This window comes from Novacetimonas cocois (assembly GCF_003311635.1).
In the GTDB taxonomy this organism is placed as follows: domain Bacteria; phylum Pseudomonadota; class Alphaproteobacteria; order Acetobacterales; family Acetobacteraceae; genus Novacetimonas; species Novacetimonas cocois.
In genome coordinates, this window is record NZ_QEXL01000016.1 from 60,807 (window position 1) to 83,544 (window position 22,738).

At 62.2% G+C, this 22,738-nt stretch carries 23 protein-coding genes and 1 riboswitch; of the genes, 21 read left to right on the top strand and 2 right to left on the bottom strand.

Annotated elements, in window-relative coordinates:
- Positions 1–17: 17 nt before the first annotated feature.
- The 3 genes from NJLHNGOC_RS12175 to NJLHNGOC_RS12190 all read left to right on the top strand — a co-directional run bounded on the left by NJLHNGOC_RS12175 (position 18) and on the right by NJLHNGOC_RS12190 (position 2,757).
- Complete coding sequence (locus NJLHNGOC_RS12175) at positions 18–1,226, top strand: glycosyltransferase family 4 protein (RefSeq protein WP_239021514.1); 1,209 nt, start codon at positions 18–20, stop codon at positions 1,224–1,226.
- 226 nt (positions 1,227–1,452) lie between these two features.
- The gene (locus NJLHNGOC_RS12185; protein WP_133258746.1) at positions 1,453–1,899 is read left to right on the top strand and encodes a hypothetical protein; all 447 of its coding nucleotides are present in this window, start codon (positions 1,453–1,455) and stop codon (positions 1,897–1,899) included.
- A gap of 12 nt (positions 1,900–1,911) precedes the next feature.
- Complete coding sequence (locus tag NJLHNGOC_RS12190) at positions 1,912–2,757, top strand: class I SAM-dependent methyltransferase (protein WP_113596604.1); 846 nt, start codon at positions 1,912–1,914, stop codon at positions 2,755–2,757.
- Between the two features lie 24 nt (positions 2,758–2,781).
- Here NJLHNGOC_RS12190 and NJLHNGOC_RS12195 read toward each other — a convergent pair whose 3' ends face one another.
- Entirely contained in the window at positions 2,782–3,117 is a 336-nt protein-coding gene (locus NJLHNGOC_RS12195; RefSeq protein WP_113596626.1) for a RidA family protein, read from the bottom strand.
- Between the two features lie 251 nt (positions 3,118–3,368).
- Here NJLHNGOC_RS12195 and rapZ point away from each other — a divergent pair, with 251 nt between their 5' ends.
- From rapZ to NJLHNGOC_RS12265, 13 genes are all read left to right on the top strand, one after another.
- Entirely contained in the window at positions 3,369–4,376 is a 1,008-nt protein-coding gene (gene rapZ, locus NJLHNGOC_RS12205) for an RNase adapter RapZ (RefSeq protein ID WP_113596606.1), read from the top strand.
- A 28-nt stretch (positions 4,377–4,404) separates the two neighbouring features.
- Entirely contained in the window at positions 4,405–5,832 is a 1,428-nt protein-coding gene (locus NJLHNGOC_RS12210; protein WP_239021515.1) for an anthranilate synthase component I family protein, read from the top strand.
- Positions 5,829–6,632: an aminotransferase class IV gene (locus tag NJLHNGOC_RS12215; RefSeq protein WP_113596607.1), complete on the top strand. Its 804-nt coding sequence runs from the start codon at positions 5,829–5,831 to the stop codon at positions 6,630–6,632. Before NJLHNGOC_RS12210 ends, NJLHNGOC_RS12215 begins: the two co-directional genes overlap by 4 nt.
- A gap of 112 nt (positions 6,633–6,744) precedes the next feature.
- Positions 6,745–8,325, top strand: a complete 1,581-nt coding sequence (gene purH, locus NJLHNGOC_RS12220) for a bifunctional phosphoribosylaminoimidazolecarboxamide formyltransferase/IMP cyclohydrolase (RefSeq protein WP_113596608.1) — start codon at positions 6,745–6,747, stop codon at positions 8,323–8,325.
- Between the two features lie 105 nt (positions 8,326–8,430).
- On the top strand, positions 8,431–9,237 hold the full coding sequence (locus NJLHNGOC_RS12225; protein ID WP_113596609.1) for a hypothetical protein: 807 nt from the start codon (positions 8,431–8,433) through the stop codon (positions 9,235–9,237).
- Positions 9,238–9,385: 148 nt separating this feature from the next.
- Positions 9,386–9,712, top strand: coding sequence for an AtpZ/AtpI family protein (locus tag NJLHNGOC_RS12230; protein ID WP_113596610.1), 327 nt, complete (start codon positions 9,386–9,388; stop codon positions 9,710–9,712).
- A gap of 38 nt (positions 9,713–9,750) precedes the next feature.
- A complete protein-coding gene (locus NJLHNGOC_RS12235) occupies positions 9,751–10,500 on the top strand; it encodes a F0F1 ATP synthase subunit A (RefSeq protein ID WP_113596611.1) in 750 nt (249 codons plus the stop codon).
- Positions 10,501–10,555: 55 nt separating this feature from the next.
- The gene (locus NJLHNGOC_RS12240; protein ID WP_003616715.1) at positions 10,556–10,780 is read left to right on the top strand and encodes an ATP synthase subunit C family protein; all 225 of its coding nucleotides are present in this window, start codon (positions 10,556–10,558) and stop codon (positions 10,778–10,780) included.
- 74 nt (positions 10,781–10,854) lie between these two features.
- The gene (locus NJLHNGOC_RS12245; RefSeq protein ID WP_239029666.1) at positions 10,855–11,409 is read left to right on the top strand and encodes a F0F1 ATP synthase subunit B family protein; all 555 of its coding nucleotides are present in this window, start codon (positions 10,855–10,857) and stop codon (positions 11,407–11,409) included.
- A gap of 30 nt (positions 11,410–11,439) precedes the next feature.
- Positions 11,440–11,934, top strand: coding sequence for a F0F1 ATP synthase subunit B family protein (locus tag NJLHNGOC_RS12250; protein ID WP_110531754.1), 495 nt, complete (start codon positions 11,440–11,442; stop codon positions 11,932–11,934).
- Between the two features lie 3 nt (positions 11,935–11,937).
- Entirely contained in the window at positions 11,938–12,708 is a 771-nt protein-coding gene (locus NJLHNGOC_RS12255; protein ID WP_239021516.1) for a glycosyltransferase family 2 protein, read from the top strand.
- A 181-nt stretch (positions 12,709–12,889) separates the two neighbouring features.
- Positions 12,890–14,545, top strand: a complete 1,656-nt coding sequence (locus NJLHNGOC_RS12260) for an ArnT family glycosyltransferase (protein ID WP_113596613.1) — start codon at positions 12,890–12,892, stop codon at positions 14,543–14,545.
- 56 nt (positions 14,546–14,601) lie between these two features.
- Positions 14,602–14,697, top strand: a riboswitch (TPP riboswitch).
- On the top strand, positions 14,692–15,735 hold the full coding sequence (locus NJLHNGOC_RS12265; RefSeq protein WP_408890887.1) for an ABC transporter substrate-binding protein: 1,044 nt from the start codon (positions 14,692–14,694) through the stop codon (positions 15,733–15,735). Its footprint overlaps the riboswitch before it by 6 nt.
- Positions 15,736–15,898: 163 nt before the next feature.
- Here NJLHNGOC_RS12265 and NJLHNGOC_RS12270 read toward each other — a convergent pair whose 3' ends face one another.
- On the bottom strand, positions 15,899–16,393 hold the full coding sequence (locus NJLHNGOC_RS12270) for a DUF2721 domain-containing protein (RefSeq protein ID WP_110531758.1): 495 nt from the start codon (positions 16,391–16,393) through the stop codon (positions 15,899–15,901).
- Between the two features lie 279 nt (positions 16,394–16,672).
- On the opposite strand from NJLHNGOC_RS12270, the gene NJLHNGOC_RS12275 reads away from it, so the two are divergent.
- From NJLHNGOC_RS12275 to petA, 5 genes are all read left to right on the top strand, one after another.
- Positions 16,673–16,930, top strand: coding sequence for a hypothetical protein (locus tag NJLHNGOC_RS12275; RefSeq protein WP_113596630.1), 258 nt, complete (start codon positions 16,673–16,675; stop codon positions 16,928–16,930).
- A 122-nt stretch (positions 16,931–17,052) separates the two neighbouring features.
- Positions 17,053–18,054 (top strand): SDR family NAD(P)-dependent oxidoreductase, encoded by a 1,002-nt coding sequence (locus NJLHNGOC_RS12280; RefSeq protein WP_113596631.1) that lies wholly within the window; start codon positions 17,053–17,055, stop codon positions 18,052–18,054.
- Positions 18,055–18,577: 523 nt separating this feature from the next.
- A complete protein-coding gene (locus NJLHNGOC_RS12285; protein WP_206059789.1) occupies positions 18,578–20,338 on the top strand; it encodes a porin family protein in 1,761 nt (586 codons plus the stop codon).
- Between the two features lie 145 nt (positions 20,339–20,483).
- The gene (locus tag NJLHNGOC_RS12290) at positions 20,484–21,704 is read left to right on the top strand and encodes a cytochrome b (RefSeq protein ID WP_113596615.1); all 1,221 of its coding nucleotides are present in this window, start codon (positions 20,484–20,486) and stop codon (positions 21,702–21,704) included.
- Positions 21,705–22,012: 308 nt separating this feature from the next.
- A complete protein-coding gene (gene petA, locus NJLHNGOC_RS12300) occupies positions 22,013–22,657 on the top strand; it encodes a ubiquinol-cytochrome c reductase iron-sulfur subunit (RefSeq protein ID WP_113596632.1) in 645 nt (214 codons plus the stop codon).
- Positions 22,658–22,738 lie beyond the last annotated feature (81 nt).

A 22,738-nucleotide genomic window follows, 5' to 3' on the forward strand; every position in this document is an offset into this window, starting at 1 on the left:
CTGTCTTGACGGGGAGGGTGATCGGAAAACCGCTGGCGGCAGGCCCGTTCCCATTGCCGCGGCGTTTCCCGCTCAGTCCTGTCTGGCTGGATGGCCGGAACATCGGCAGCCGTGGCGGTACCGGCGTCGCAAGATATACGCGTGATCTTGCGGACTGCCTGCACGAAATCGGCGTTTCCACCGCATTCCTTGATGGGCGGGACGAAAACCCCGGAAAGCTCTCTTTCCGTGAACTTGAAAAAGCGTACCGACTGGTCCGTGCGCTCCGGTCGCAGCGACATATTATCGACAGACCCGATACACAGGGCCACACGGCGCCATCCTGCGTCGATCTGTATCGGACGGCACATGTCAGGTACAAAACCTTTGGCCGGCTGACGTCATTACGTGCCGATACGCCGCCCACGCTCATGCACTGGACATATCCCCTGCCAATGGTCCTGCAGGGCTGCATGAACGTCGTGACCATTCACGATCTTGTCCCGATCCTCAATCCCGGACTGACGGGCATAGATCCCGGGCGTTTTGAACGCCTGCTGCGTGAACTGGTGACGCGCATGGACAGGATCGTCACCGTTTCCGAAACGGTCAGGCAACAGATCATCGATATCCTTGATGTTGCGCCCGAACGCGTCGTCAATCTGTATCAGATGGTCGATATCGATATCACCGCCGTAATGGCCAGCCCCCGTATCGTTCCCCCCGGCAGTCTGATCCATATCGGGCGCGTGGAATCACGCAAGAATATCGCGCGTCTTGTCGCGGCCTATGCCCGCAGCAGAAGTCATCGCCCGCTGGTGCTGGTCGGTCCCGATGGCGATGACCGGCCCGACCTGTCATTGCCGGATGGACCCGGTCGGCTGATCCGCCTGCCGTGGAGCAGCCGCCTTCAGCTGTTGCGCGGCCTTGCAGAGGCGCATGCCCTGGTTTTTCCGTCCCTTGCCGAAGGATTCGGACTGCCCATTATCGAGGCGATGGCGCTGGGGACGCCTGTCATTACCTCGCGCGGGGGCGCGACGGAGGAAATTGCGGGCGGGGCCGCCCGTCTTGTCGATCCGTTCGATGTGGATGATATCGCCGGTGCGATTTCCGAACTTGATGGCGTGGACAAGACATGCGGCGTGTGTGGCGATCTTGTAAGGCGCGGATACGTGCGGGCGAAGTTCTTCTCGCGTCAGGCCTATACCGCACGGCTTGCGGCATTTCATGCGCGACTGACTGCCTGATAAGGGAGTGTTTCAAAATCCGGCCTTCGCAATACCATGCGGATCATGAGAAAGTTTTGGGTCATGATTTTTGAAAAATCACGCAGGGACATGGCCTATCTGGAAAAGGTGGCACCCGGGATTTTTTGTTTTTCCTGTCGGCAGGCCAATTTCATACACCTCTCGGCGACATCGGGACGGGGCATCCTGATCCCGAAACAATCGATTTTCATCATGCCGTGGCACGGTGAAATTTGCCTTCATTGACAGAATCAGGGTGAAAAAATCACAAACGGATCGTGTCAATATTCTTATCATTCTGTACAGATGTCCCATGATCCGGAATATTCGCGCGTTGGACGGATTCAACGGGCAACATATTTTTGACATCGTGAAACGGCAGGAGAGAATTACAATGGGCGGTGACGATACTGTACGCGATGGGGAAATTGCGTTGCTCGAAGCCCACGTGGGCTGTCTTGAGGTTGCGTTGCAGACAGCGCTGCGGATGCTGACCCGTGAACAGCAGATCGCGATGCTGGATCATGAAAACGCCCGGATCAGGGAGCGTGACGAACAGCAGATGGCGCATCAGCTTGGCCCCGACGGGGACGAGTTCAATGATATTACCAGTGCGCACAAGCTTGTTGCGGACTGTATTGCGCGGGTGGTTTCCGAATCCAGAACATCCTGAAGGAGAAATGGCATGACCAGACCGGCACGCGGTAAAAGAACGGGAAACATACAGGAACTTCTGAAGTCACTGGGGGGAGCTGATACGGGCCGGGATCTGTACCAGCGGCTGAATGATCCAGATATCCGCATTGATGATGTCGTGCGTGAACTGGTCATGCGGCCCGAATTCGAACAGGCCTACAAGCATCATCGTACCGGCAATATCATGGATGATGGACGGATGGAGGCGGACCCCGCCTTTGTCGGTCTTCCCGATCTCGATATCTCCCGGCCTTTTGCCACGCAGTTCCAGACCGCATTCAAACCCCGCCTTGCCAGAAGGGCGGACAGCTTTGAACTGATGTTCGATCGCCTGTCCGGGCGACGCGCCCCCTTCATCCTGGAAACCGGCTGCCTGCGTGTCGGCGGCAACTGGGAAGGCGATGGGCAGAGCACGTTCCAGTTTGACAGTTTTGTCCGTGATGTTGGCGGATCGGTCATTTCCATCGACATCACGCCAGACAGCATCGAAAGCGCGCGCCGCGCCTGCAGTGGCGCGACCAGCCTGATCCTCAATGATTCCGTCGCCGCCCTGCATATGCTGTCGCTGCGGTGCGGGGCGCCGGTGGACCTGATCTATCTGGACAGTTTCGACCTCGATCACGCCAATCCGATGCCAAGCGCGATCCATCACATCATGGAACTTACGGCGGTGCGACCGCTGATCGGTCCGGACACGTTGCTGTGCATCGATGATTACAACGTGGGCGACCTTGGCCCCGGGGGCAAGGGACTGCTGGTCGATCGCTTCATGAAAACGATCCGCGCGGAAGTCCTTTATGACGGTTATCAGAAAATCTGGCAGGTACTGCCCTGATATCCCTCCATCAGGGGGAACGCGTCAGGATTTTGGCGTTACCAGAAGGTCAAGTTCCACCAGTTCCTCCTGATGCCTGCCGCTTTTGACAAGGCGTAGTGTCGTTGCGGGACAGGATTGACCGAACAGTTCGTTGAGGGTGGAAAAACAGGCGCTGAATCCTTCCGTCCCGCTCAGGGTGAAAATGATCCGCGTCACGTCGCGCAGGCTGTATCCATGTTGTTCCAGTTCGGATGCCCCCTGTGCCAGCGCCAGGCGCAACTGCGCGACAAGGCTGGGCGCGAACTCCCCGTTTCCGGGGTTGCGACCGGTCAGGTGACGAATATGGATTTCCGCGTTCGGTCGTGTTAATTTTTCCATCGGGACGAAAATCACAAAACAGTCATATTTTGTCCATGATTAAATTCAGGCGCCCGCATGACGTCTTCCATCCGTTCCCCAGCCCTGCGAAATGCAGATGTGATGATGGTGGCACTTTTCATATGTGGTAAAAGGGGGGAAAATCCCGTGATGGGGAACCTGCGTTCCCGATTGTCATAAAATTCTGGCATCCGAATGTCGGTTCATGCCGGCATGATGTCCGTTCAGGGTTTCGCGTGACTGCCACATACATGCATGAAGATTCACCACCGCCGCGCAGCATCCTGCTTGTCACCGGCCTTTCCGGGGCTGGCAAGTCGTCGATCCTGCGCATTCTGGAGGATCTTGGGCACGAGGTCATCGACAATCCGCCGCTTGGCATGCTCGATGAAATCGTGGCCAGGGCGGAAAAGCCCGTTGCGGTCGGGGTGGATTCACGCACGCGCGGCTTTGACGCCACGGCCGTGCTGGCGGCACTGTCGCGCCTGCGGATCAATCCCCACCTCCATGCGGAGCTGATTTACGCCACGGCGGAGGAAAGCGTGCTGCTGCGCCGCTACACCGCCACGCGCAGGCGCCATCCGCAGGCCATCCATGGCACCGTCAAGGAAGGGATCGAGGCGGAAATCCGCCTTACCTCCCCCCTGCGTGAAGCCGCCGATGTGGTGATCGACACCAGCGACCTGCCCCCGCCCGAACTGCGCCAGCTTGTGGAGGCGCGCTTTGGACAGTGGGAGGATGGCCGTGGGGAAGGGCTGACCGTGGCCCTGATGTCGTTTGCCTTCCCCGCCGGCCTCCCGCGGGAGGCGGACATGGTGTTCGATGCGCGTTTCCTGCGTAATCCCTATTACGATCCTTCCCTGTCCGCGCTGACGGGGCTTGATCCGCAGGTCGCGGCCTATGTTCAGGCCGATCCCGATTATGCGGGCTTCCTTGACCGGATCGACGACCTTCTGGAACTTGTCCTGCCGCGTTTCGTGCAGGAAGGAAAGAAATACGCCACGATCGCCATCGGCTGCTCGGGCGGGCGGCATCGCTCCGTGACGCTGGTGGAGGCACTGGCCGACCGTCTGGGCAAACCGCACGCCTCCGTCCCTGCCGCCGCAGGACAGGAAGGGGCCGTGACAGGTTTCCCACGGGGGCAGTGGCCCGTGGTGGTGATGCATCGCGAACTGGCCCGGCAGGGCCGCAGCAGCTGGCGATGGGCAAATCGCCCCGGCGGTCAGGCGCGGCAGCCTGATGACACCTCCGCATCATGAAGGCCCGGGCGGCAAGCGCCCCTGACCCGTGACAGCCCCTAACCCGCCACAGACGTACCCCGCCTATGCGCATGAACTGCCATGGCGGGAGGTCGGCGACGTGTTGGCCACGCTGGGCGATGTGCCATGGATGGCCTGTCTGGACAGCGGCGGGGATATCGCCCCACGTGGCCGGTGGAGCTTCATCTGCATTGATCCCGTTCATGTGCTGGTCGCGCGCGCAGGCCGCTGCATGCTTGATGGCCGCGAAGCCGGGGACGATCCGCTGGCGCTTCTGCGGGGACTGGTGCCCTCCTTTTCCTGTCCCGTGCAGGTGCCGTTTGCGGGCGGGGCCATCGGCTTTGCGGATTACCGCTTTGGGCAGCGGGCAATGGGCCTTGCAACCCGGCATGAGGCCGATCCGTGGCAGCCCGAATTCGTGGCGGCCATCTATGACCATGTCATGGTATTCGACCGGCATGCGCGCCAGGCGTGGGTGGCGGGATATGGAACGCAGGCCGATACGGCACGACAGCGCGAAAAGGTGCGGCGGTTGTGGGACATGGTCACCCCGGACGCGCCGGTTCCGCCCATGCCACGGGTTCCTTTCATGGCGGACCGCACGCCCCGCGCCTATCGGCAGGCCGTGGCGCGGGCGCGTAAGTATATCGCGGCAGGCGACATCTTTCAGGTCAACATCACCTCGCGCATGTGGGGGGACAGGCCGCCGGGACTGTCGGCCATGGCGGCATATCGCGCGTTGCGCGCGACCTCCGCCGCGCCGTTCGGGGCGTTCCTGTCATGCGGGCCGGACTTCGCCCTTCTTTGCGCATCGCCGGAGCGGTTCATTTCCCTTGACGCCGCAGGCACCATCACGACGCGCCCCATAAAGGGCACGGCCCCACGCGATCCGGATCCCGTGCGCGACAGGCAGCTTGCGCATGCATTGCGGCAGGATGACAAGGAATGCGCGGAAAACCTGATGATCGTTGACCTGATGCGCAACGATATCGGACAGGTCGCGAGGATCGGAAGCGTCCGCGTGCCGGAACTGTTCAGCGTGGAACGCTTTGTCCATGTCCACCATCTGGTGTCGGAGGTGCGGGCGACGTTGCAGGCGGGCCATGACGGCATCGACCTGCTGCGCGTGACGTTGCCCCCCGGTTCGGTGACCGGCGCGCCCAAGCATCGCGCGATGCAGGTCATCGACGAACTGGAAAGCTCTGCGCGCGGCCCCTATTGCGGGGTCGTGTTCCGGATCGGTGGCGACGGGGCGATGGACAGTTCCGTCATCATCCGCGCCCTGACGCTGACCCGCGACAGGATATGGGCGGCGGCTGGTGGCGGGATTACGATACTTTCCGATCCTGACAGGGAATATGACGAAATGTGTCTCAAGATCGCGGCACTTCTGGCGGTCTTTGGCGGCATGCCCCCCACAGGGGAGGAACAGGCCAGTGAGGAGAAACGGGGATGAGCGACCGGCTGTGGTTCAATGGGGAAATGCTGGATCGCGCGCAGGTCCATGTCGATCCTTCGGACCGGGGGCTGCTGCTGGGCGATGGCGTGTTCGAGACGATGCGCGTGCAGGCGGGCCGCATCGCCCACCTGCCCCGGCATCTGGCGCGCCTTTACGCCGGGCTGGAAATCCTGATGATCCCGTCGCCGCCCCGCGCGGGGGTCGAGGATGCCCTTCATCGCGTCATCGCGGAAAACACGATGACGGAGGGATCGTTGCGGCTGACCCTGACGCGCGGATGCGGCCCACGTGGCCTGCTGCCGCCCGAAGGGGTGTCGCCCACGCTCCTCATCGTGCCGTTCCCGCCGTCCGTGGCCCGCGCCCCCGATGCGCATCTGGTTACCAGCCGGATGCGCCGTGATGAGAACTCTCCCCTGTCACGGGTCAAGACGCTCAATTACCTTCCGAATATCCTGGCCCTGATGGAGGCACGCCAGCGCGGCGGGAACGAGGCCGTGCTGCTGAATATCGCCGGTCGCGTGGCCGAAGCCAGCGCCAGCAACCTGCTGATCCAGCGCGACGGCATGCTTCTGACCCCGCCGGTAACGGATGGGGCGCTGCCCGGCATCGCGCGTTCGGTGCTGCTGGACATGCGGCTTGTGCGGGAACGGACGCTGACGCTGGCGGACCTGCCGGGGGCGGAGGCTGTCGTGCTGATCAACAGCATGATGGTGCGCGAGGCCGTGACGATTGACGGTGTCGCGCTGCGGCGTGAGCCGTCGACGGCCGCGCGGATACGGGCCGCTCTCGCATCCTGATGCCATCGGCCCTGTCATTTCGGTTATTGCTCAAAAAGGCGCGGTTGGATTAATCACGCCCATCGGATCCGTGTTCGGATCGTCCCGCGGTTTAAAGTGAAAGGTCACTGCGATGGCCCCCCAGACGCCTGTGCCGGTGCGGCGCGCCCTCATTTCCGTTTCGGACAAGACCGGCCTGGTCGAGCTTGCCCGCGCGCTGATCGCCCACGGGGCGGAGATCCTGTCCACCGGCGGTTCGGCCCGCGCGCTGCGTGAAGCGGGCATCGCGGTCAAGGACGTGTCCGAACATACGGGTTTTCCCGAAATCCTTGATGGACGGGTCAAGACGCTGGTGCCGCAGGTACATGGCGGCATCCTTGGCCGGCGCGACCTGCCCGAACATCTGCGCCAGATGGAAGAGCACGGGATCGCGCCGATCGACCTCGTGGCGGTCAACCTGTATCCGTTCGAGGCGACGGTGGCTTCCGGCGCGGGGGCAGAGGACTGCATCGAGAATATCGATATCGGTGGTCCCGCCCTGATCCGCGCGGCGGCAAAGAACCATGACCATGTCGCCGTCCTGACCGACCCGGCGCAGTATGACGCGATCATCAAGGCGCTGGACGAAGGCGGCACGACGCTGGCGCAGCGTCGCGCGCTGGCGGGCGCGGCCTATGCCCGCACGGCGGCCTATGACGCGGCCATCGCGCAGTGGTTCGCGGGCCAGCGCGACGACCTGCTGCCTGAACGCATGACGGTGGCGGGCATCCGCCGCGAAAGCCTGCGTTATGGGGAAAACCCGCACCAGAAGGCCGCCTTCTATACCGACGGCACCAATCGTCCGGGTGTCGCGACCGCGCGCCAGATCCAGGGCAAGGCGCTGTCATACAACAACATCAACGATACCGATGCGGCATTCGAAGCCGTTGCCGAGTTCACCGAGCCTGCGGTCGTGATCGTCAAGCATGCCAACCCGTGCGGAATCGCTACCGCCGCGACGCAGGCCGAGGCATGGGACAAGGCGCTGAAATGCGATCCGGTTTCGGCATTCGGGGGCATCGTCGCGCTGAACCGCCCGCTGGAGGCGGAAGCGGCAGCGCGGATCGCCACCATCTTCACGGAGGTGATTGTTGCCCCCGACGCGACACAAGAGGCGCGCGCCATCCTCGCCAAAAAGAAGAACCTGCGCCTGCTGCTGACGGGTGGCCTGCCCGATCCCACGGCGGGCGGCGTCGTGGTGCGTTCGGTCGCGGGCGGTTTCCTGGCGCAGACACGCGATAACGGGCGCGTTGACCGGGCGGACCTGAAGGTCGTGACGAAGCGCGCGCCGACCGATGCTGAAATGGCGGATCTGATATTCGCGTTCCGCGTGGCAAAACACGTCAAGTCGAATGCCATCGTCTATGTCAAGGATCAGGCGACAGTGGGCATCGGCGCCGGACAGATGAGCCGTGTCGACTCGGCCCGCATCGCCGCGAGCAAAAGCGCCGACGCCGCGAAGGCTGCGGGCGAGGCACAGCCCCTGACACAGGGCAGCGTGGTGGCATCGGATGCCTTCTTCCCGTTTGCCGACGGGCTGGAGGCCGCGATCGCGGCGGGCGCCGTGGCCGTGATACAGCCCGGTGGCTCCATCCGCGATGACGAGGTCATTGCCGCGGCCGACAGGGCCGGGATCGCGATGGTCTTCACAGGTATGCGCCATTTCCGGCACTGATCCCACCACACGGGGGCTTGCCTGTCGCGGGGCGAGGAATATCACTAGGGCATGGCCCCGGCATCGCGACAGGCCGGTGGATGCAGACGAAAGACGAGATCTGGAATGGACATTCATCGGTGTTCCCCTTTTTACGTGACGGCGGCCATGGGTCTTGCTGCATGCCTTGCAACCGCGTCGGCGCAGGCCGCGCCTCAGGCGTCCAGGGCCACGCCGGAAACACATGCGGCACCCGCCGCTGCCACGGCCCCGGCCGCGACATCACAGGCGCAGGGACAGGTCGCGTCCGCGTTTGATTATTCCCCCCTGCCGGTCGTGACCGGCACGCTGACGCAGTACCTGCTGACCAGCACGGGCGACGTGGAGGGGCTGCTGCTGTCTGACGGAACGCAGGTCCTGTGCCCGCATCGGCTGGGCGATGCCGTGACCCAGATCGTGCGTCCGGGCGAACAGGTCAGCGTCAGCGGCCTGAAGGGACGCGGCCGTCCCATCGTGCGCGCCTATGCCGTAACCGGGCCGCGTGGCCGGCGGATTGCCGATGAACCGGGATCCGAAACGATTCTGCCGCCCGCCAATATCGGACCGGACGTGGCGGTGGACGGGACCATCCTCGCCCCGCTGTATGACATGACCGGCGCGGTGCAGGGCGTCGTGATGCGGGACCATTCCGTCATTTACGTCGGACGGGCCAATGCCGCGCGCCTGGGGAACTGGCTGCGTCCGGGGGCGTCGCTGCATGCGATCGGCACCGGCGTGAACGGTGGCCGCGGAACAGCGATCAACGCGCGTGAAATCGGACCCGACGTCAATCAGGCCATCCATATCGTGCCCGCCGATGCGCCCCCGCCCGGCGCATTCCCCGGCAGTCCCGGATACGACCGGATTCCCGGTGGCGACACGGCATCCGAATGATGCCGTTTCCTCCCCATGTGACAGTATGGGGAAAAGCACATGTTTTTGGGCAAAAATCGGATATTGTGACGCTTTGTGGGCTGCCGCTTGCTTGACAGGTTATTGCAGCACCGTTAGCTAGCGCCTGCACCCATTGGGAGGTGCGAAAATGGACACGGATAAAGATCCATCCGCCGCGTCCTTTGACCAACGCCTGCAACAGGCCCGCAGCCGGCTGGAAAAGCCCGCGGACACTGCGCCGGACAAGGACATGGGACGGGGATTTTCCGAACTGGGGCTGATGCTCCGGGCGGGAACCGAACTTGTGTCAGCCCTGATCGTGGGGGTCGGCATTGGCTGGGGACTGGATCACTGGCTGCATGTGCGGGCGGTCTTTCTTGTTCTGTTCTCGCTTCTCGGGGGTGCGGCAGGTGTGCTTAATGTCTGGCGTCTCGTCAGGCCCGATGCCATAACGGATGGCGATTCGGGTTCCTGAGGGGAAACCGGGCACAGATATTTTAGGGAAGAACGAAGTTGGCGGCCGGATCATCCATCGACGCGCTCGGTCAGTTCGAGCTCCATCCTGTTCTGGGCGCCCTTGGGGAGTCCCTCAGATTCAGCCAGTCGCCGCTGATGATGATCATCGCTTCCGTTATCGTGCTGGCGTTCCTGTATGTCGGCATGCGGCCCGCGGCCGTGGTGCCCGGTCGCCTGCAGGCTGCGGCCGAGATGTGCTACGACTTCATCTACAACATGGCCGTTGACACGATCGGTGCCGAAGGCCGCGCCTTCTTCCCCTTCGTGTTCACCCTGTTCTTCTTCATCCTCGCGGGCAATTACCTTGGCCTGCTGCCGTTTTCTTTCGCCTTCACCAGCCATATCGCCGTGACACTGGCGCTGGCGCTGATGGTGTTCTGTCTCTCGATCATCGTGTCGCTGAAGGTGCAGGGGGCAAAGTTCTTTGCTCATTTCATGCCCGCCGGCGCGCCGAAGGCCCTGGCGCCCCTGCTGATCCCGATCGAGATCCTTTCTTTCCTTTCCCGTCCCGTGAGCCTGTCGATCCGACTGTTTGCAAACATGGTCGCCGGTCACGTGATGTTCGACATGTTTGCCGCCTTCACGATCATGCTGGCCGGACTGGGCCTGTTCGGTGATGTCATCGCCGTGGGTCCGATCGTCATCAATATCGCGCTGATGGCACTCGAATTGCTGGTGGGTGCGCTGCAAGCCTATGTGTTTGCCATTCTCACCTGCATCTATCTGCGGGAGGCTGTGGCCCACTGAGGGCCGCTATCCCCGTCGCTTCATCCAGAACGTCTGAAACAAGGAAAATCTCGACATGGATATCGCAGCAGCCCGTGAAATTGGTGCCGGTATCGCCGTTATCGCCCTCGCCGGCGTTGGCATTGGCCTGGGTAACATCTTCTCCACGCTGGTGAGCAGCATCGCGCGCAACCCGTCCGCGCGTCCGCACGTGTTCGGCCTCGGCATGCTGGGCTTCGCCCTGACAGAAGCTGTCGCCCTGTATGCGCTGCTGATTGCCTTCCTGATCCTGTTCGTCTGATACCGGAGGCGAGCGTGGTGCGTTCCACGGTGTATAAAAACATCCGCAGGGTGGCGTCGCACGCGGCGACACCCATGCTGGCCCTGCCATTGATGGCCATGGTTGCACCTGGCGCACGCGCCGAGGGCATGCCCCAGCTTGATTTCGGCAATCCCTATGTCATCGGACAGGTGATATGGGGCGCTGGCATCTTCCTCGTCCTTTATCTGCTGCTCAGCCGTTCGGCCCTGCCGAAGGTTGAAAAGGTCCTGAGCCTTCGTCGCCAGACGATCGAAAATGACCTTGAAATCGCGCACAAGGCCAAGGCCCGTGCCGATGACGCGGTGGCCGAACTCCGTCAGGCGCGCAAGAACGCCATGGCGGAAGCGCAGGCCAATGTTGACAAGGTCGTGGAAGAAGCCCGTGTCGCGGCCGAAAAGCAGACGCAGGAAATGAATGCGCGTCTTGGCGCCGAAATCCGCGAGGCGGAGGCCCGTGTCGCCCTGGCCCGTGAAACGGCGCTGGGTTCGCTGCGCCAGATTTCCACCGATACGGCAGAAGCCCTGATCCATCAGTTATCCGGCAGTTCGGCCCCCGTGGACGTCGTGACGTCCAAGGTCGATGGTGTCGCGACGGCCCGTGGTTTTTAATGGGCCCCCTCTACAGACAGGTCCGTAATCATGTTGCATGAGCCCCGTTTCTGGTCGGCTGTCGCCTTTGTCCTGTTCTTTGTCCTGTTCGGCGCAAAGCTGTGGCGTCCTCTGAGCGCGGCGCTCGATGCCCGCGCGCAGAAGATCCGCGCCGACCTGGATGAGGCCGCGCGCCTGCGCCGCGAAGCGGAGCAGATGCTCGAAGATGCCACGCGTGAGCGTGAGGCGGCACTGGCGGAAGCCCGTGAAATGGTCGAACACTCCCTGCAGGAAGCCGCCCGCATCGCGACGCAGGCCCGACAGGATGCCGATGACGTGGCGCGTCGCCGCGAACAGATGGCGAAAGACCGCATCGCGGCGGCCGAGCGTGGCGCGATCCGTGAAGTGCGCGAGGCCGCGATTGATATCGCCATGCAGGCCACGCGTGAAACGCTGGCGACCACATTGTCGGCGGATGGGGACAAGTCCCTGATTGACAATGCCATTTCGGGCCTGCCGTCCGCCCTGTCGCGTCGCGCGGCCTGAATCTTGGGCGTCGGAACGCTGAGTTCCCCGGCTTCCCCGACGGACGATGCCCCCGTCCTGTCCATAGTATCAGTCGTTCTTGACGAGGCCGCGAATATTCGACCGGTCTGTCAGGAACTGGCTGATGCCCTGGCGCATCTTCCCCCCGCCGAAGTCATTTTTGTGGATGATGGTAGCACCGACGATACGGTGGCCATCCTGCAGGCCGTCAGGGCCGAAGGCATCCTGCCGGGCCTGAGGATACTTTCCCACGACCGTCGCCTTGGTAAGTCCGCCGGACTGCGGACGGGGATCGAGGCGGCGCGCGGGAAATGGATCGCGACGCTCGACGGTGACGGGCAGGACAATCCTTTCGAATTCATTCGGATGTTCGAACTGGCGCAACAGACGCCCGGTCGCGCGCCGCTGGTCGTGGGGGTAAGGGCGAAACGTCGTGACCGCCTGTCACGTCGGCTGGCGACGCGCTTTGCCAACGGGTTGCGGCGGCGCCTGCTGCATGATGGATGCCCGGACACGGGCGCGCCGCTCAAACTGTTCCTGCGACAGGATTTCCTCCGCCTGGCGCAGTTCGAGGGACTTCATCGCTTCCTTCCCTCGCTGATGGGACGACATGGCGTGCCACTGGTCTGCACGCCGGTGGATCATCGCAGCCGCCTGCATGGACAGTCGAAATATACGAACCTCAACCGTGCGCTGGTCGGGATTCGCGATGTGCTGGGGGTCATGTGGCTGAACAGGCGTGCCCGGATTCCGGACAGCATTACCGAACGCTGAGAGGCGGTTTTCAGAAATCGTCCGCGAAACGCCCCGTTTACAATGTAAAGAAGTTTTTGGGTGTCGCCTTTGTTTTAAAAAGGCGGCGTTCCCTTGAAGCGTTTTGAAAAAAGCTTCACCAAAAACTTTTATAATTTTTATCAACGGGTTACTTTCAAACATCTCCTGAGAGGGCGGCACCATGACACGCCTGACGCTGCGGCATTACATCATTGTCGCCGTTTCGATCTTTGTCCTCTTCCTGCCGGGGCGCGCGTCGCTGCCGCCGCTGGATCGTGATGAACCCCGTTACATGGAGGCCACGGCCCAGATGCTGCACAGCGGCGATTATGTCGATGTGCGTTTTCTGGATCAGCCCCGATACCTGCAACCGGCGGGGATTTACTGGCTGGAGGCCGCAGCAGTCAGCCTGACGGGCATGCGCGATTCCCATGCGACATGGCCGTATCGCATCCCCTCGCTGCTGGCGGTCACGGCGGCGGGTGTCCTGACCGCATGGATCGGTGCCGCGCTGTTTGGCCCGATCAGCGGGCTGCTGGCGGCGGCACTGCTGGCGGTCTCCGTCCTGATGACGGCCGAAGGGCGCATGGCGACCATCGACACCACCCTGCTGCTGGTGGTCTTGCTGGCGCAATGCGGGCTGCTTCGGGCCTATCTGGACCGCGAACGCGACCTGCCGACCCCGCTGGCGGCGGCGCTGCTGTACTGGACGGCGCTGGGGTGCGGGCTGATGCTCAAGGGGCCGGTCATCCTCATTCCCGGTTTTGGCACGCCGATCGCGCTGGCGCTGGTGGAACGTCGCATCGACTGGTGGCACCGGCTGCGTCCTGCATGGGGATGGCTGGTGATGCTGGCGATTGTCCTGCCGTGGTGCGTGGCGATTGGCGTCGTCAGCCATGGCGATTTCTACAGTCGCGCCGTGGGGCATAATTTCCTGGGCAAGGTGGCGAGCGGACAGGAATCCCATGGACTGCCGCCGGGCTATCACCTTGTGGCCTTTGCCATTGCCTTCTGGCCCGGTTCCCTGTTCGCGGCGATGGCGCTGCCATTCGTATGGCAGCAGCGGCACCAGCCCTCGGTCCGCTTCCTGATCTGCTGGATCGTGCCGCACTGGCTGGTGTTTGAGGCGATCGCGACCAAGCTGCCGCATTATGTCCTGCCGACCTATCCCGCCATCGCCATACTGAGTGCCGCCGCGATCGTCAGCATGCCCGAGGGATGGCGGTGGCCGCGTTCCGCGTGGGGGCGTGGGCTGCTGTCGGCCTATGGCGTGATCTGGTTTGCCGTGGGCTCGGTGCTGGCACTGGCGGGACCGGTGCTGCTGTGGCGGCTGGAGGGAATCGTGTCCCCCGCCGCGATGGTGATTACCGCGGGTGCCCTGCCGTTGCTGATGGCGGCGGCGCTGCTTCTGATGCGTGGTGCGGTGCTGCAGGCGGCGATGGCATCGATCGCGGCGGCTGTCATCATCAATGTCGGCCTGTTCCTTGTGGTCATACCCCGGCTGGAGACGATCTGGCTCAGCCCCCGGCTGGCGGCGCTGGTGGCGGAGCATCGTCCCTGTCCCGACACGGTCGTGGCGTCAGTTTCCGATTCCGAACCCAGCCTCGTCTTCCTGCTGGGACAGGATACGAAGCTGCTGCGGCCGGAAATGGCGGCCGATTTCCTGCGCGATCACGGCAGATGCGCGCTGGTGCTGGTGGGGGAGCGCGACCGCCCCGCGTTCGAAGGCGCGCTGGAGCATGACGGCCTGAATGTGCGTCGGCTGGGCATGGTCAGTGGCCTGAATTATTCCACGGGCAGGCACCTCGATATCGGTCTTTACGCCCGACAGCCCTGACGGTCACGGCGAAGTGGCGGGATGCGCGGTTGACGCTGCGGCGGATTTCCCGTCATCTGCATCCACCGGGGTGTCCGCGGATGCGGGCTGAGATCACACCCGTTGAACCTGATCTGGGTCATGCCAGCGAAGGGAGAAAACGCGACATGCCGGTATCGGCATGGCCCTTTTCCCGCGCTGCCCCATCATGGTTTTCCCCGGACGGACGCATGAAGGGGAATGTCGCGATGAAGGCCGTACTGTTACGCCTCGCATGTCTGCTGATGATGGCGGGATGGGGGGTTGGCGCGCGGGCGGCCGATGTCGCGCCGCATCGTGTCAACGTTGTCCTGGACTGGTTCCTCAATGCCGATCACGCCGCGCTGCTCGCCGCGCAGTACAGCGGGTCATTCGCCCGCCACGGGCTGGAGGTGCACCTGATCGCGCCCGCCGATCCGGGGGCGGCGCCACGCATGGTGGCGGCGGGGCAGGCTGATCTTGCCGTCTCCTACCAGACGCAGCTGGGCATGCTTTCGGAACAGGGGATTCCGCTGGTGCGGGTGGGAACCCTGATCGATACGCCGCTCAACGCCCTGATCGCGGCCGGGGACATCCATTCCCTTGCCGACCTGAAGGGTAAGGCGATCGGCATTTCCCTTGCCGGCGCGGATGACGCGGTGCTGGGGACCATGCTGTCCACGGCCGGGGTGGCGATGGCCGACATTCACCAGGTCAATGTCAATTTCCAGCTGGAACAGGCGCTGATGTCCCATTCGGTCGATGCGGTAATGGGGGCCGTGCGCACCTATGAACTCATTGACCTGAAGCTCAAGGGCATGCGCGTCACCGCCTTCTACCCCGAGGAGCATGGCGTTCCCCTTAATGACGAACTGGTCTTCCTTGCCGCCCGGGACCATATACGCGACCCGTGGGTCCGGGCCTTCATGGCGGCGCTGGAAGAGGGGACGAACACGCTCCTCAACCATCCCGACGATATCCTGTCGCACGCCATTGCCGATCATCCGGAGCTCGACACGCCGCTGAACCGCGCGGCGTGGACGCAGACGCTGCCCCGCGTGGCAAAGCAGCCGGCCCTGCTCAATACGCGGCGGTATCGCGCGTTCACCGCGTTCCTGCATGCCCATGGTGTCATCAGCCACGAGGCCGCGCTGGAAACCTACGCGGTCGATCCCTTTTTGCTGACGCCCTGAACCTTCGGGATCGTTTGGAAAGACGGCCCTGATAACTTACTGAATTATAAAAGTTTTTGGGTGTCGCCTTTTTTCAAAAAGGTGACGTCTGTCGAAGCTTTTTGCAAAAAGCTTCATCAAAAACTTTTATTAATCATCAACGGGTTGTTCTTCAAACGCTCGATCAGTCCACCTGCGTGTATCTGTGTGGCAGGAATGTCGAGACGCGCAGCCCGTGCCACGCGACAATGCTGTCGCCCAGGAACATCGCCAGCGCGACGACGGTGCACATCAGCGCATTGCCGAACATGAGCACCAGCCACCATGCGCTGGAGGAATCGCGCACGCTGCCGACAAACAGGGCAAAGGCGGCCCCGCAGGCCGATGCCCCGCCCACCCCCGCGAACAGGATGGAGGCATCAAGCAGCAATGTCCGGTAATGAAGGTGTCTGAGCCGACGCATCAGCATGGCATGGTCCGACCTGTCATCGTCCGTTGCCGCGTCAAGTTTGTCACGAATGGTTTCGATATGATCGCTGACGCGGGCAAGCCGGGTATTGAACAGGCCCAGAAGCGTGCCAATGCCCGAAAGCATGAAGACCGGCGTTAGGGCGGTCTGGATCAGGTGGGTGGCGCCGTCGATGGACTCATCTGGCAGAAGACCGGGTAAAAGTGTCACGAACGGGGGATGCTCCTGTCTTGACGGAAAGGGGCGGATTCTGTGGTTATGTGACGTATCGTCAAGGGGAAATTCCCCCATGCGTCACGACAGGCGCGGATATGGCCCGCGCCTGTCGTGGGATGCGCGTTCACGCTCCTGAACGGGGATCCGCCAATTCAGGCTGGTTTTCCAAGGGTATGGGGAATGGCCGGGTCGGGCCTGCGGCAGGATACGGCCTGTCTGGCTGGGGTCGTGGTCGATGGCACGCCGGACGATGGGCCAGAAGAAGGGAATGACATGTCACATAATTACGCCACCCCCATGACGCCGGAAAAACGTCTGGCGCGCGTCCTGTCACGCATTCCTGCCGACTGGGTCATAAGGGTCGAACGTCATCCGGGCCATGATGGCGACATGCTGTGGCGCGCGGTGGTCGCCCCCACGGACGCCGACGCGGGACAGGACGGCAGCGTGCGGTGGTGCGCGGATCATCCGGCCATGGTGGATGCGCTGGAGGCCGCGTGGCGTCATGCACGCCAGCATTTCGCCCAATAAGCGGAATACGCATGCCCCTGTCGTGGGATAAGGGATCGGCATGTCCGATGATATGGGGTATCAGCCCCCGGCAGGAGCCGGGACGGTAAACAGTGTCATGCGATGGCACGCAGGAGGGTACATTGCGGGTGCTGGTCACCGGAAGCGCGGGCTTTATCGGATTTCATCTGGCGCGTCGCCTGCTGGATGAAGGACATGAGGTCGTCGGTATTGATGGCATGACGTCCTATTATGATGTCGCCCTCAAGCGCCGCCGGCACATGATCCTGCGCAACCATCCGCGCTTCGTCGCCCATGAAATCATGCTGGAGGATCGTGCGGCGCTGGACCGGGTCATGGAGGGCGCGCGGTTCGGTACCATCATCCATCTCGCGGCGCAGGCTGGCGTGCGGTATGGCATGCACCGGCCCGACACCTATATCGACAGCAATATCGTGGGAACCGCCAACCTGATCGAGGCGGCGCGCGGCATGATGCCGGATCATTTCCTGCTGGCGTCCACCTCTTCCGTTTACGGGGCCTCGACGGACCTTCCTTTCGTGGAGGCACAGTGCAGCGATTATCCCATCAGCCTGTACGCCGCGACCAAGAAGGCGACCGAGGTGCTGGCACATTCCTTTTCCCACCTGTCGGGGACGCCGGTGACTGCGCTGCGCTTCTTTACCGTCTATGGGACATGGGGGCGTCCCGACATGGCGCTGTTCCTGTTCGTGGATGCGATCCTGCGGGGGCGGAATATCGAAGTGTATGGCAACGGACAGATGGAGCGTGATTTCACCTATATCGACGATGTGGTCGAATCGGTGACGCGCCTGCTGTCCTGTCCGCCCGTTGCGGGTGACAGGGCCATGGGCGCCAGTCCCGCCGCCCCCTATCGTGTGGTCAATGTCGGCAACGGACAGCCTGTTCCCCTGATGGATTTCGTCCATGAAATAGAGACCTGCCTTGGCCGCAGGGCGCGCGTCGATTTCCTGCCGATGCAGCCCGGCGACATGACGCGGACATGGGCCGATACCTCCCTGCTGGAATGGCTGACGGGTTTTCGTCCGGCGACGCCATTGTCCGTCGGGGTCCGGCATTTTGTGGAATGGTACCAGAACTATTACGCCCGTCATCCTGCATGAAGGTGGATGAAACAGGCAGGAAATACGATTTACACGATTGTTTGTTCACACGATTGTTTGAACAGATGACGGAAATTGTCGTTTTAGTGCAACTGTCCAAGTGAAAATGAACCCAAAAATCACATTTTAATGATGGTGATTTTAACGGTTTTCGCCACGGGTTTCAGGACCTGAATACAGGGGCATTTTTGTCCATAATGACCTAACGTACTGATTTCACGGTACATGACAAAACGTGAAAGTAATAGTTTTCATATGGAACTTCTTTAGGCGGCGCATATATCCCGCCGCTTTCCGGCGACATTCTGACCAAAGGGGCATGATGCGTCCCTGATGGCATCAATATCTGGTGTGGCAGGAAACTTTCACGCATCGCGCCGGGCGTAATTACATGCGATGAAACATGTACCGGGGGATGTATCCGGCCGGCGGGGGGCCATTGACCCATCAGGCCATATCCAACAGAAATACTTTAACGCGGTCACCACATAAGTCAGTTGAAGTACACGGAAGGAACGATCAGATGTCGGCAAGCAGGTTGGCCAGAATAGGGGCCGTTGTCGTTCTGACCGCCAGTGCTGGCCAGGTGATGGAAATGCCTGAAGCCCGCGCCGATGATTACAGTGACCTTCTGGATATCCTGCGTGCCAAGGGCAGCCTGACCAAGAGTGAATATAACGGCCTTCTGGCCAAGCATCTGAGCCATGCGCGCGCCGATGCGGCCGCCGCGCGTGGCAGCCGCATGGCCGCCACGACCCGCCGCGCCGCGCCTGCGCGGCCCGCGGCACCGGGGACGCCGGACAACCCCATCCATACGGAACTGCCGGGCGCGATCGATATCGGTGGGGCCGACAGCGCGGGCGACATGGTGGCGCAGGCCCGCGCGGCGGCGGCCTCCGCCGCGGAAAGCGCGCAGGCCGCGCGCAGCGCCATGCTGGCGATGCAGCCGGGCGGACCCGCATATGGCGACGGCTTTGTCCGCATGGAAAAATACGTGCCGGGCAAGGGCCTCACCTTTGATGCCGGGCCGGTCAAGATCAATCTTTCCGGCTTTGTTAACGGTTTTTACACATTCAACAGTCCGGGACGCGGCGGCACCGTCATGGGCGGGGTCTCCACCGGTCCCAACGGGTTCGATTCCTCCTCGCTGCGTAACGGCCTGCTGCCTGCCGGCCTGATCCTGAAGCTTTCGACAACGCAGGCCGGCATCGACATGTCGGCGGTCATGGGCATGTATCCGGGCATCGACAATAACAAGCCCGGCGCGATGAACGCCAACTCCGGCGGCAGCCCGGTCGGCCTTGGCACCGCGGGCATCGACTTTCGTCAGGTGTTCGTGACCGCGGGCACCAAGTCGTTCGGCACGATCAAGGTCGGTCGTGACCTTGGCATCTTTGGCGGTGACGCGATCCTCAATGACGCGACCCTGCTCAGTGTCGGTTCCACCGGCAGCAACACCGCCCCGGGCAATACGTCGCTGGGCCGTATCGGTGTTGGTTACGTGTATGCGGACTGGATTCCGCAGATTTCGTACCTCTCCCCCAAGATTCATGGCTTCCAGGGCAATATCGGCATTCTGCAGCCGCTGGATGAGTTCAATTTCGCGGGCGGCGACCTGTCGGCCGGTTCAACCCAGCACAGTTCGCCGATGGTGCAGGGCAAGGTCACGTACGATTTCAAGATCGGCGGGCTTACGGGCCGCATCTGGGCCAGTTTCCTGACGCAGCATCAGCAGGACCTGACCCGCAGCGAGACGACCACAGTGACCACGGCGCTGCGTGAGGTGACAAGCGGCGGGCTGGATGGCGGGATCTACAACATGGTCCAGACCACGACCTCCACCGTTCCGGTTTCGGAAGGCGAAAAGCGTGGCGTGACGGCCGAAGCAGGCGAAATCGGCACCAAGCTGACCTATGGCCCGTTCCAGGGCGTGGCCTATTATTATCGCGGCAGTGGCCTGGGCACGACGGGCCTGTTCTTCGACGGGGTGGCGTCGAACGGGCACAAGCGTTCGTCCGAAGGCTATTACCTGCAGGGAATGTATAACGTCACCAAGAAGATCAAGCTGGTCGGAAGCTATGGCGTCAGTAACCTGTATGAGGCCCGGGGCGAAAATGACCCCGATCTGGTGGCCCGTAACGAGTCCGAGGTGGGCGCCCTGTTCTACAGCCTGACGGACTGGCTCAATATCGTGGGTGAATACGCGCATACGGAATCGAAGGCGCATGGCCCCGCGCGGGCAAGCGACAATACGGCCTCCGGTGGTGCGATCCTGCTGTTCTGACGCCAGCGCCCGCCTGCCGTGCCACTGGTCGGTGGCGGAACCTCCTTCTGTTAAACGCGCCTGAAAGCGGGTAGAAAGCCCGGTGCGGGATCACGCGGGGGTGAAAGCGCCCCCGTCATGGTCCGTGATCGGAAGGGAGAAGGGGATGGGCGGTTCAGGCACCGTGCATGAGGCGGATCAACCTGAAACGAAATCCGGGGCGGTCGCGTGGATTGACGCCCGCCTGCCGGTATTCAGATGGTTCCGCGCGGAATATGTCGATTACCGCATGCCCCGCAACCTGAACGGGTTGTGGAATTTCGGCGCGATCCTGTGTGTCGTCCTTGTGCTGATGCTGGCGACGGGCATCTTCCTTGCGATGAATTATACGCCCGCGGCCAACGCGGCCTTTGCCTCGATCGAGGTGATCGAGCGTCAGGTTCCGGCGGGGTGGCTGCTGCGTGCGCTGCATATGACAGGGGCAAGCCTGTTCATGGCGGCGTTATACGTGCATCTGTTCCGTGGACTGTATTACGGTTCCTATAAAAGCCCGCGCGAGATCCTGTGGCTGACGGGGCTCGTGCTGCTGGTCATGACGATGGTGACCGCCTTTGCCGGGTATGTCCTGCCATGGGGGCAGATGTCGTACTGGGGCGCCGACGTGGTGGGCAAGGCGGTGGGGGCCATACCGGGTATCGGCCCGGATCTGGAACATGTCATCGAAGGCAGCGATGCCCTGGGGGACATATTCGTCCATCGCTTCTTCGTGCTGCATTTCGTGATGGCGTTCGCGATCCTTGGCGTGGTCGGGCTGCATGTCTGGGCGCTTCACGTGTCGGGATCGAATAACCCGTCGGGCGTGGAACCGGCGAAGGCTTCCGATACGCTGCCTTTTCATCCCTATTACAGCAGCAAGGATATGGTCGGCATCGTGCTGTTTGGCATTGTGTTTGCCGCGCTGGCCTTTCTGTGGCCGGATCTTCTGTCGGAGCCGGCCAATTATCGCCCGGCCAATCCCCTGCATACCCCTACCGATATCGAGCCTGAATGGTATTTCCTGCCATTTTACGGGATCCTGCAATCCGTTCCGTCGAAATTCGGGGGGCTGGTGGCGTCTGCCGGGGCGGTGCTGGTGCTGTTTGCCGTGCCGTGGCTGGATCCCTCCCCGGTGCGTTCCGCGCGGTTCCGTCCCCTGTGCCGGGTGGCGCTGTGGGGGCTGGTGGCGGCGTTTGTGCTGCTGGGGCTTGTGGGGCGGCACCACGCCGCCGGCGTGTGGATGATCGCGGGACGATGCGCGACCCTGTATTATTTCGCCTATTTCCTGGTGCTGCTGCCGTTTGCGCCCCGTTTTGAAAAGACGCGTCCCCTGCCGACGTCCCTGTCCTGAATGGTGAAAGTTTTTTGGGTGCTGCCTTTTTTTAAAAAGGCGGCGTTCTTCCGAAGCTTTTTAAAAAAAGCTTCACCAAAAACTTCTTTGTATTTGCAGGATGTTTTGTGGGGATTTTTTGGAACAGCCTTCCGGGCGAGCGGACCCATGACCGATTTATCATTGGCGTGTTGGCATCATGAGATCATGTCCGTGCGCTGTCTGGCTCTTCGGATTCCAAACTTGGGATGGCGATCTGCTGGCCTTTCGCAGGTCGGCAGGTGTGATACGCTCTTTCCGGCGCGGCATTGTGCGGATATGAAATCCTGATGACAGATGAAACCGACGACAGCGTAACGCCTGCGTCAGGCGGTGGACGGCGTGACTTTCTGCAGATGGTGACCGTTGCGACGGCGGCCGCCGGGGCAGGCGCGTGCCTGTGGCCGTTCCTGCAAAGCCTGACACCACGCGACAGTGCGGCAGCGCATATGCCGCTGAACGTTGATATTTCCCGCCTGCCGCCGGGACAGCAGATTGTCGTCACATGGCAGGGCCGTCCGGTTTTTATTACCCATCGCACGCCACAGGCGCTGGCGCGGCTGCAGCAGGCGGACCTGACGCGCCGACTGCGTGACGAGCATTCCTCTGATCGGCAACAGCCGCCCTATGCCGCCAACTGGCATCGTTCGCTGGTGCCTGAATATGGCGTTCTGGTGGGGATCTGCACGCATCTGGGCTGCATTCCGGCCTATCGCCCGCTGCCCGAAGGGACAGGGGGGGATGACTGGCCCGGAGGATATGCCTGCCCCTGTCATGGTTCCATGTTCGATCTGGCGGGTCGCGTGTTCAGGGGCGCACCCGCGCCCTATAACCTGCCTGTTCCGCCCTATTCCATGCCTACGCCAACCACCATACGCCTAGGCGCCAATCCTGACGGGCAGGATTTCGATTTCACGACCATCCTGCAGATATAAAGCAGGCCCCCTGCGGGCTCATGGAATTCTAGGGCGTCGACTCATAAACCCCGACACCAGATTCTCGCCGCGACGAGCTTT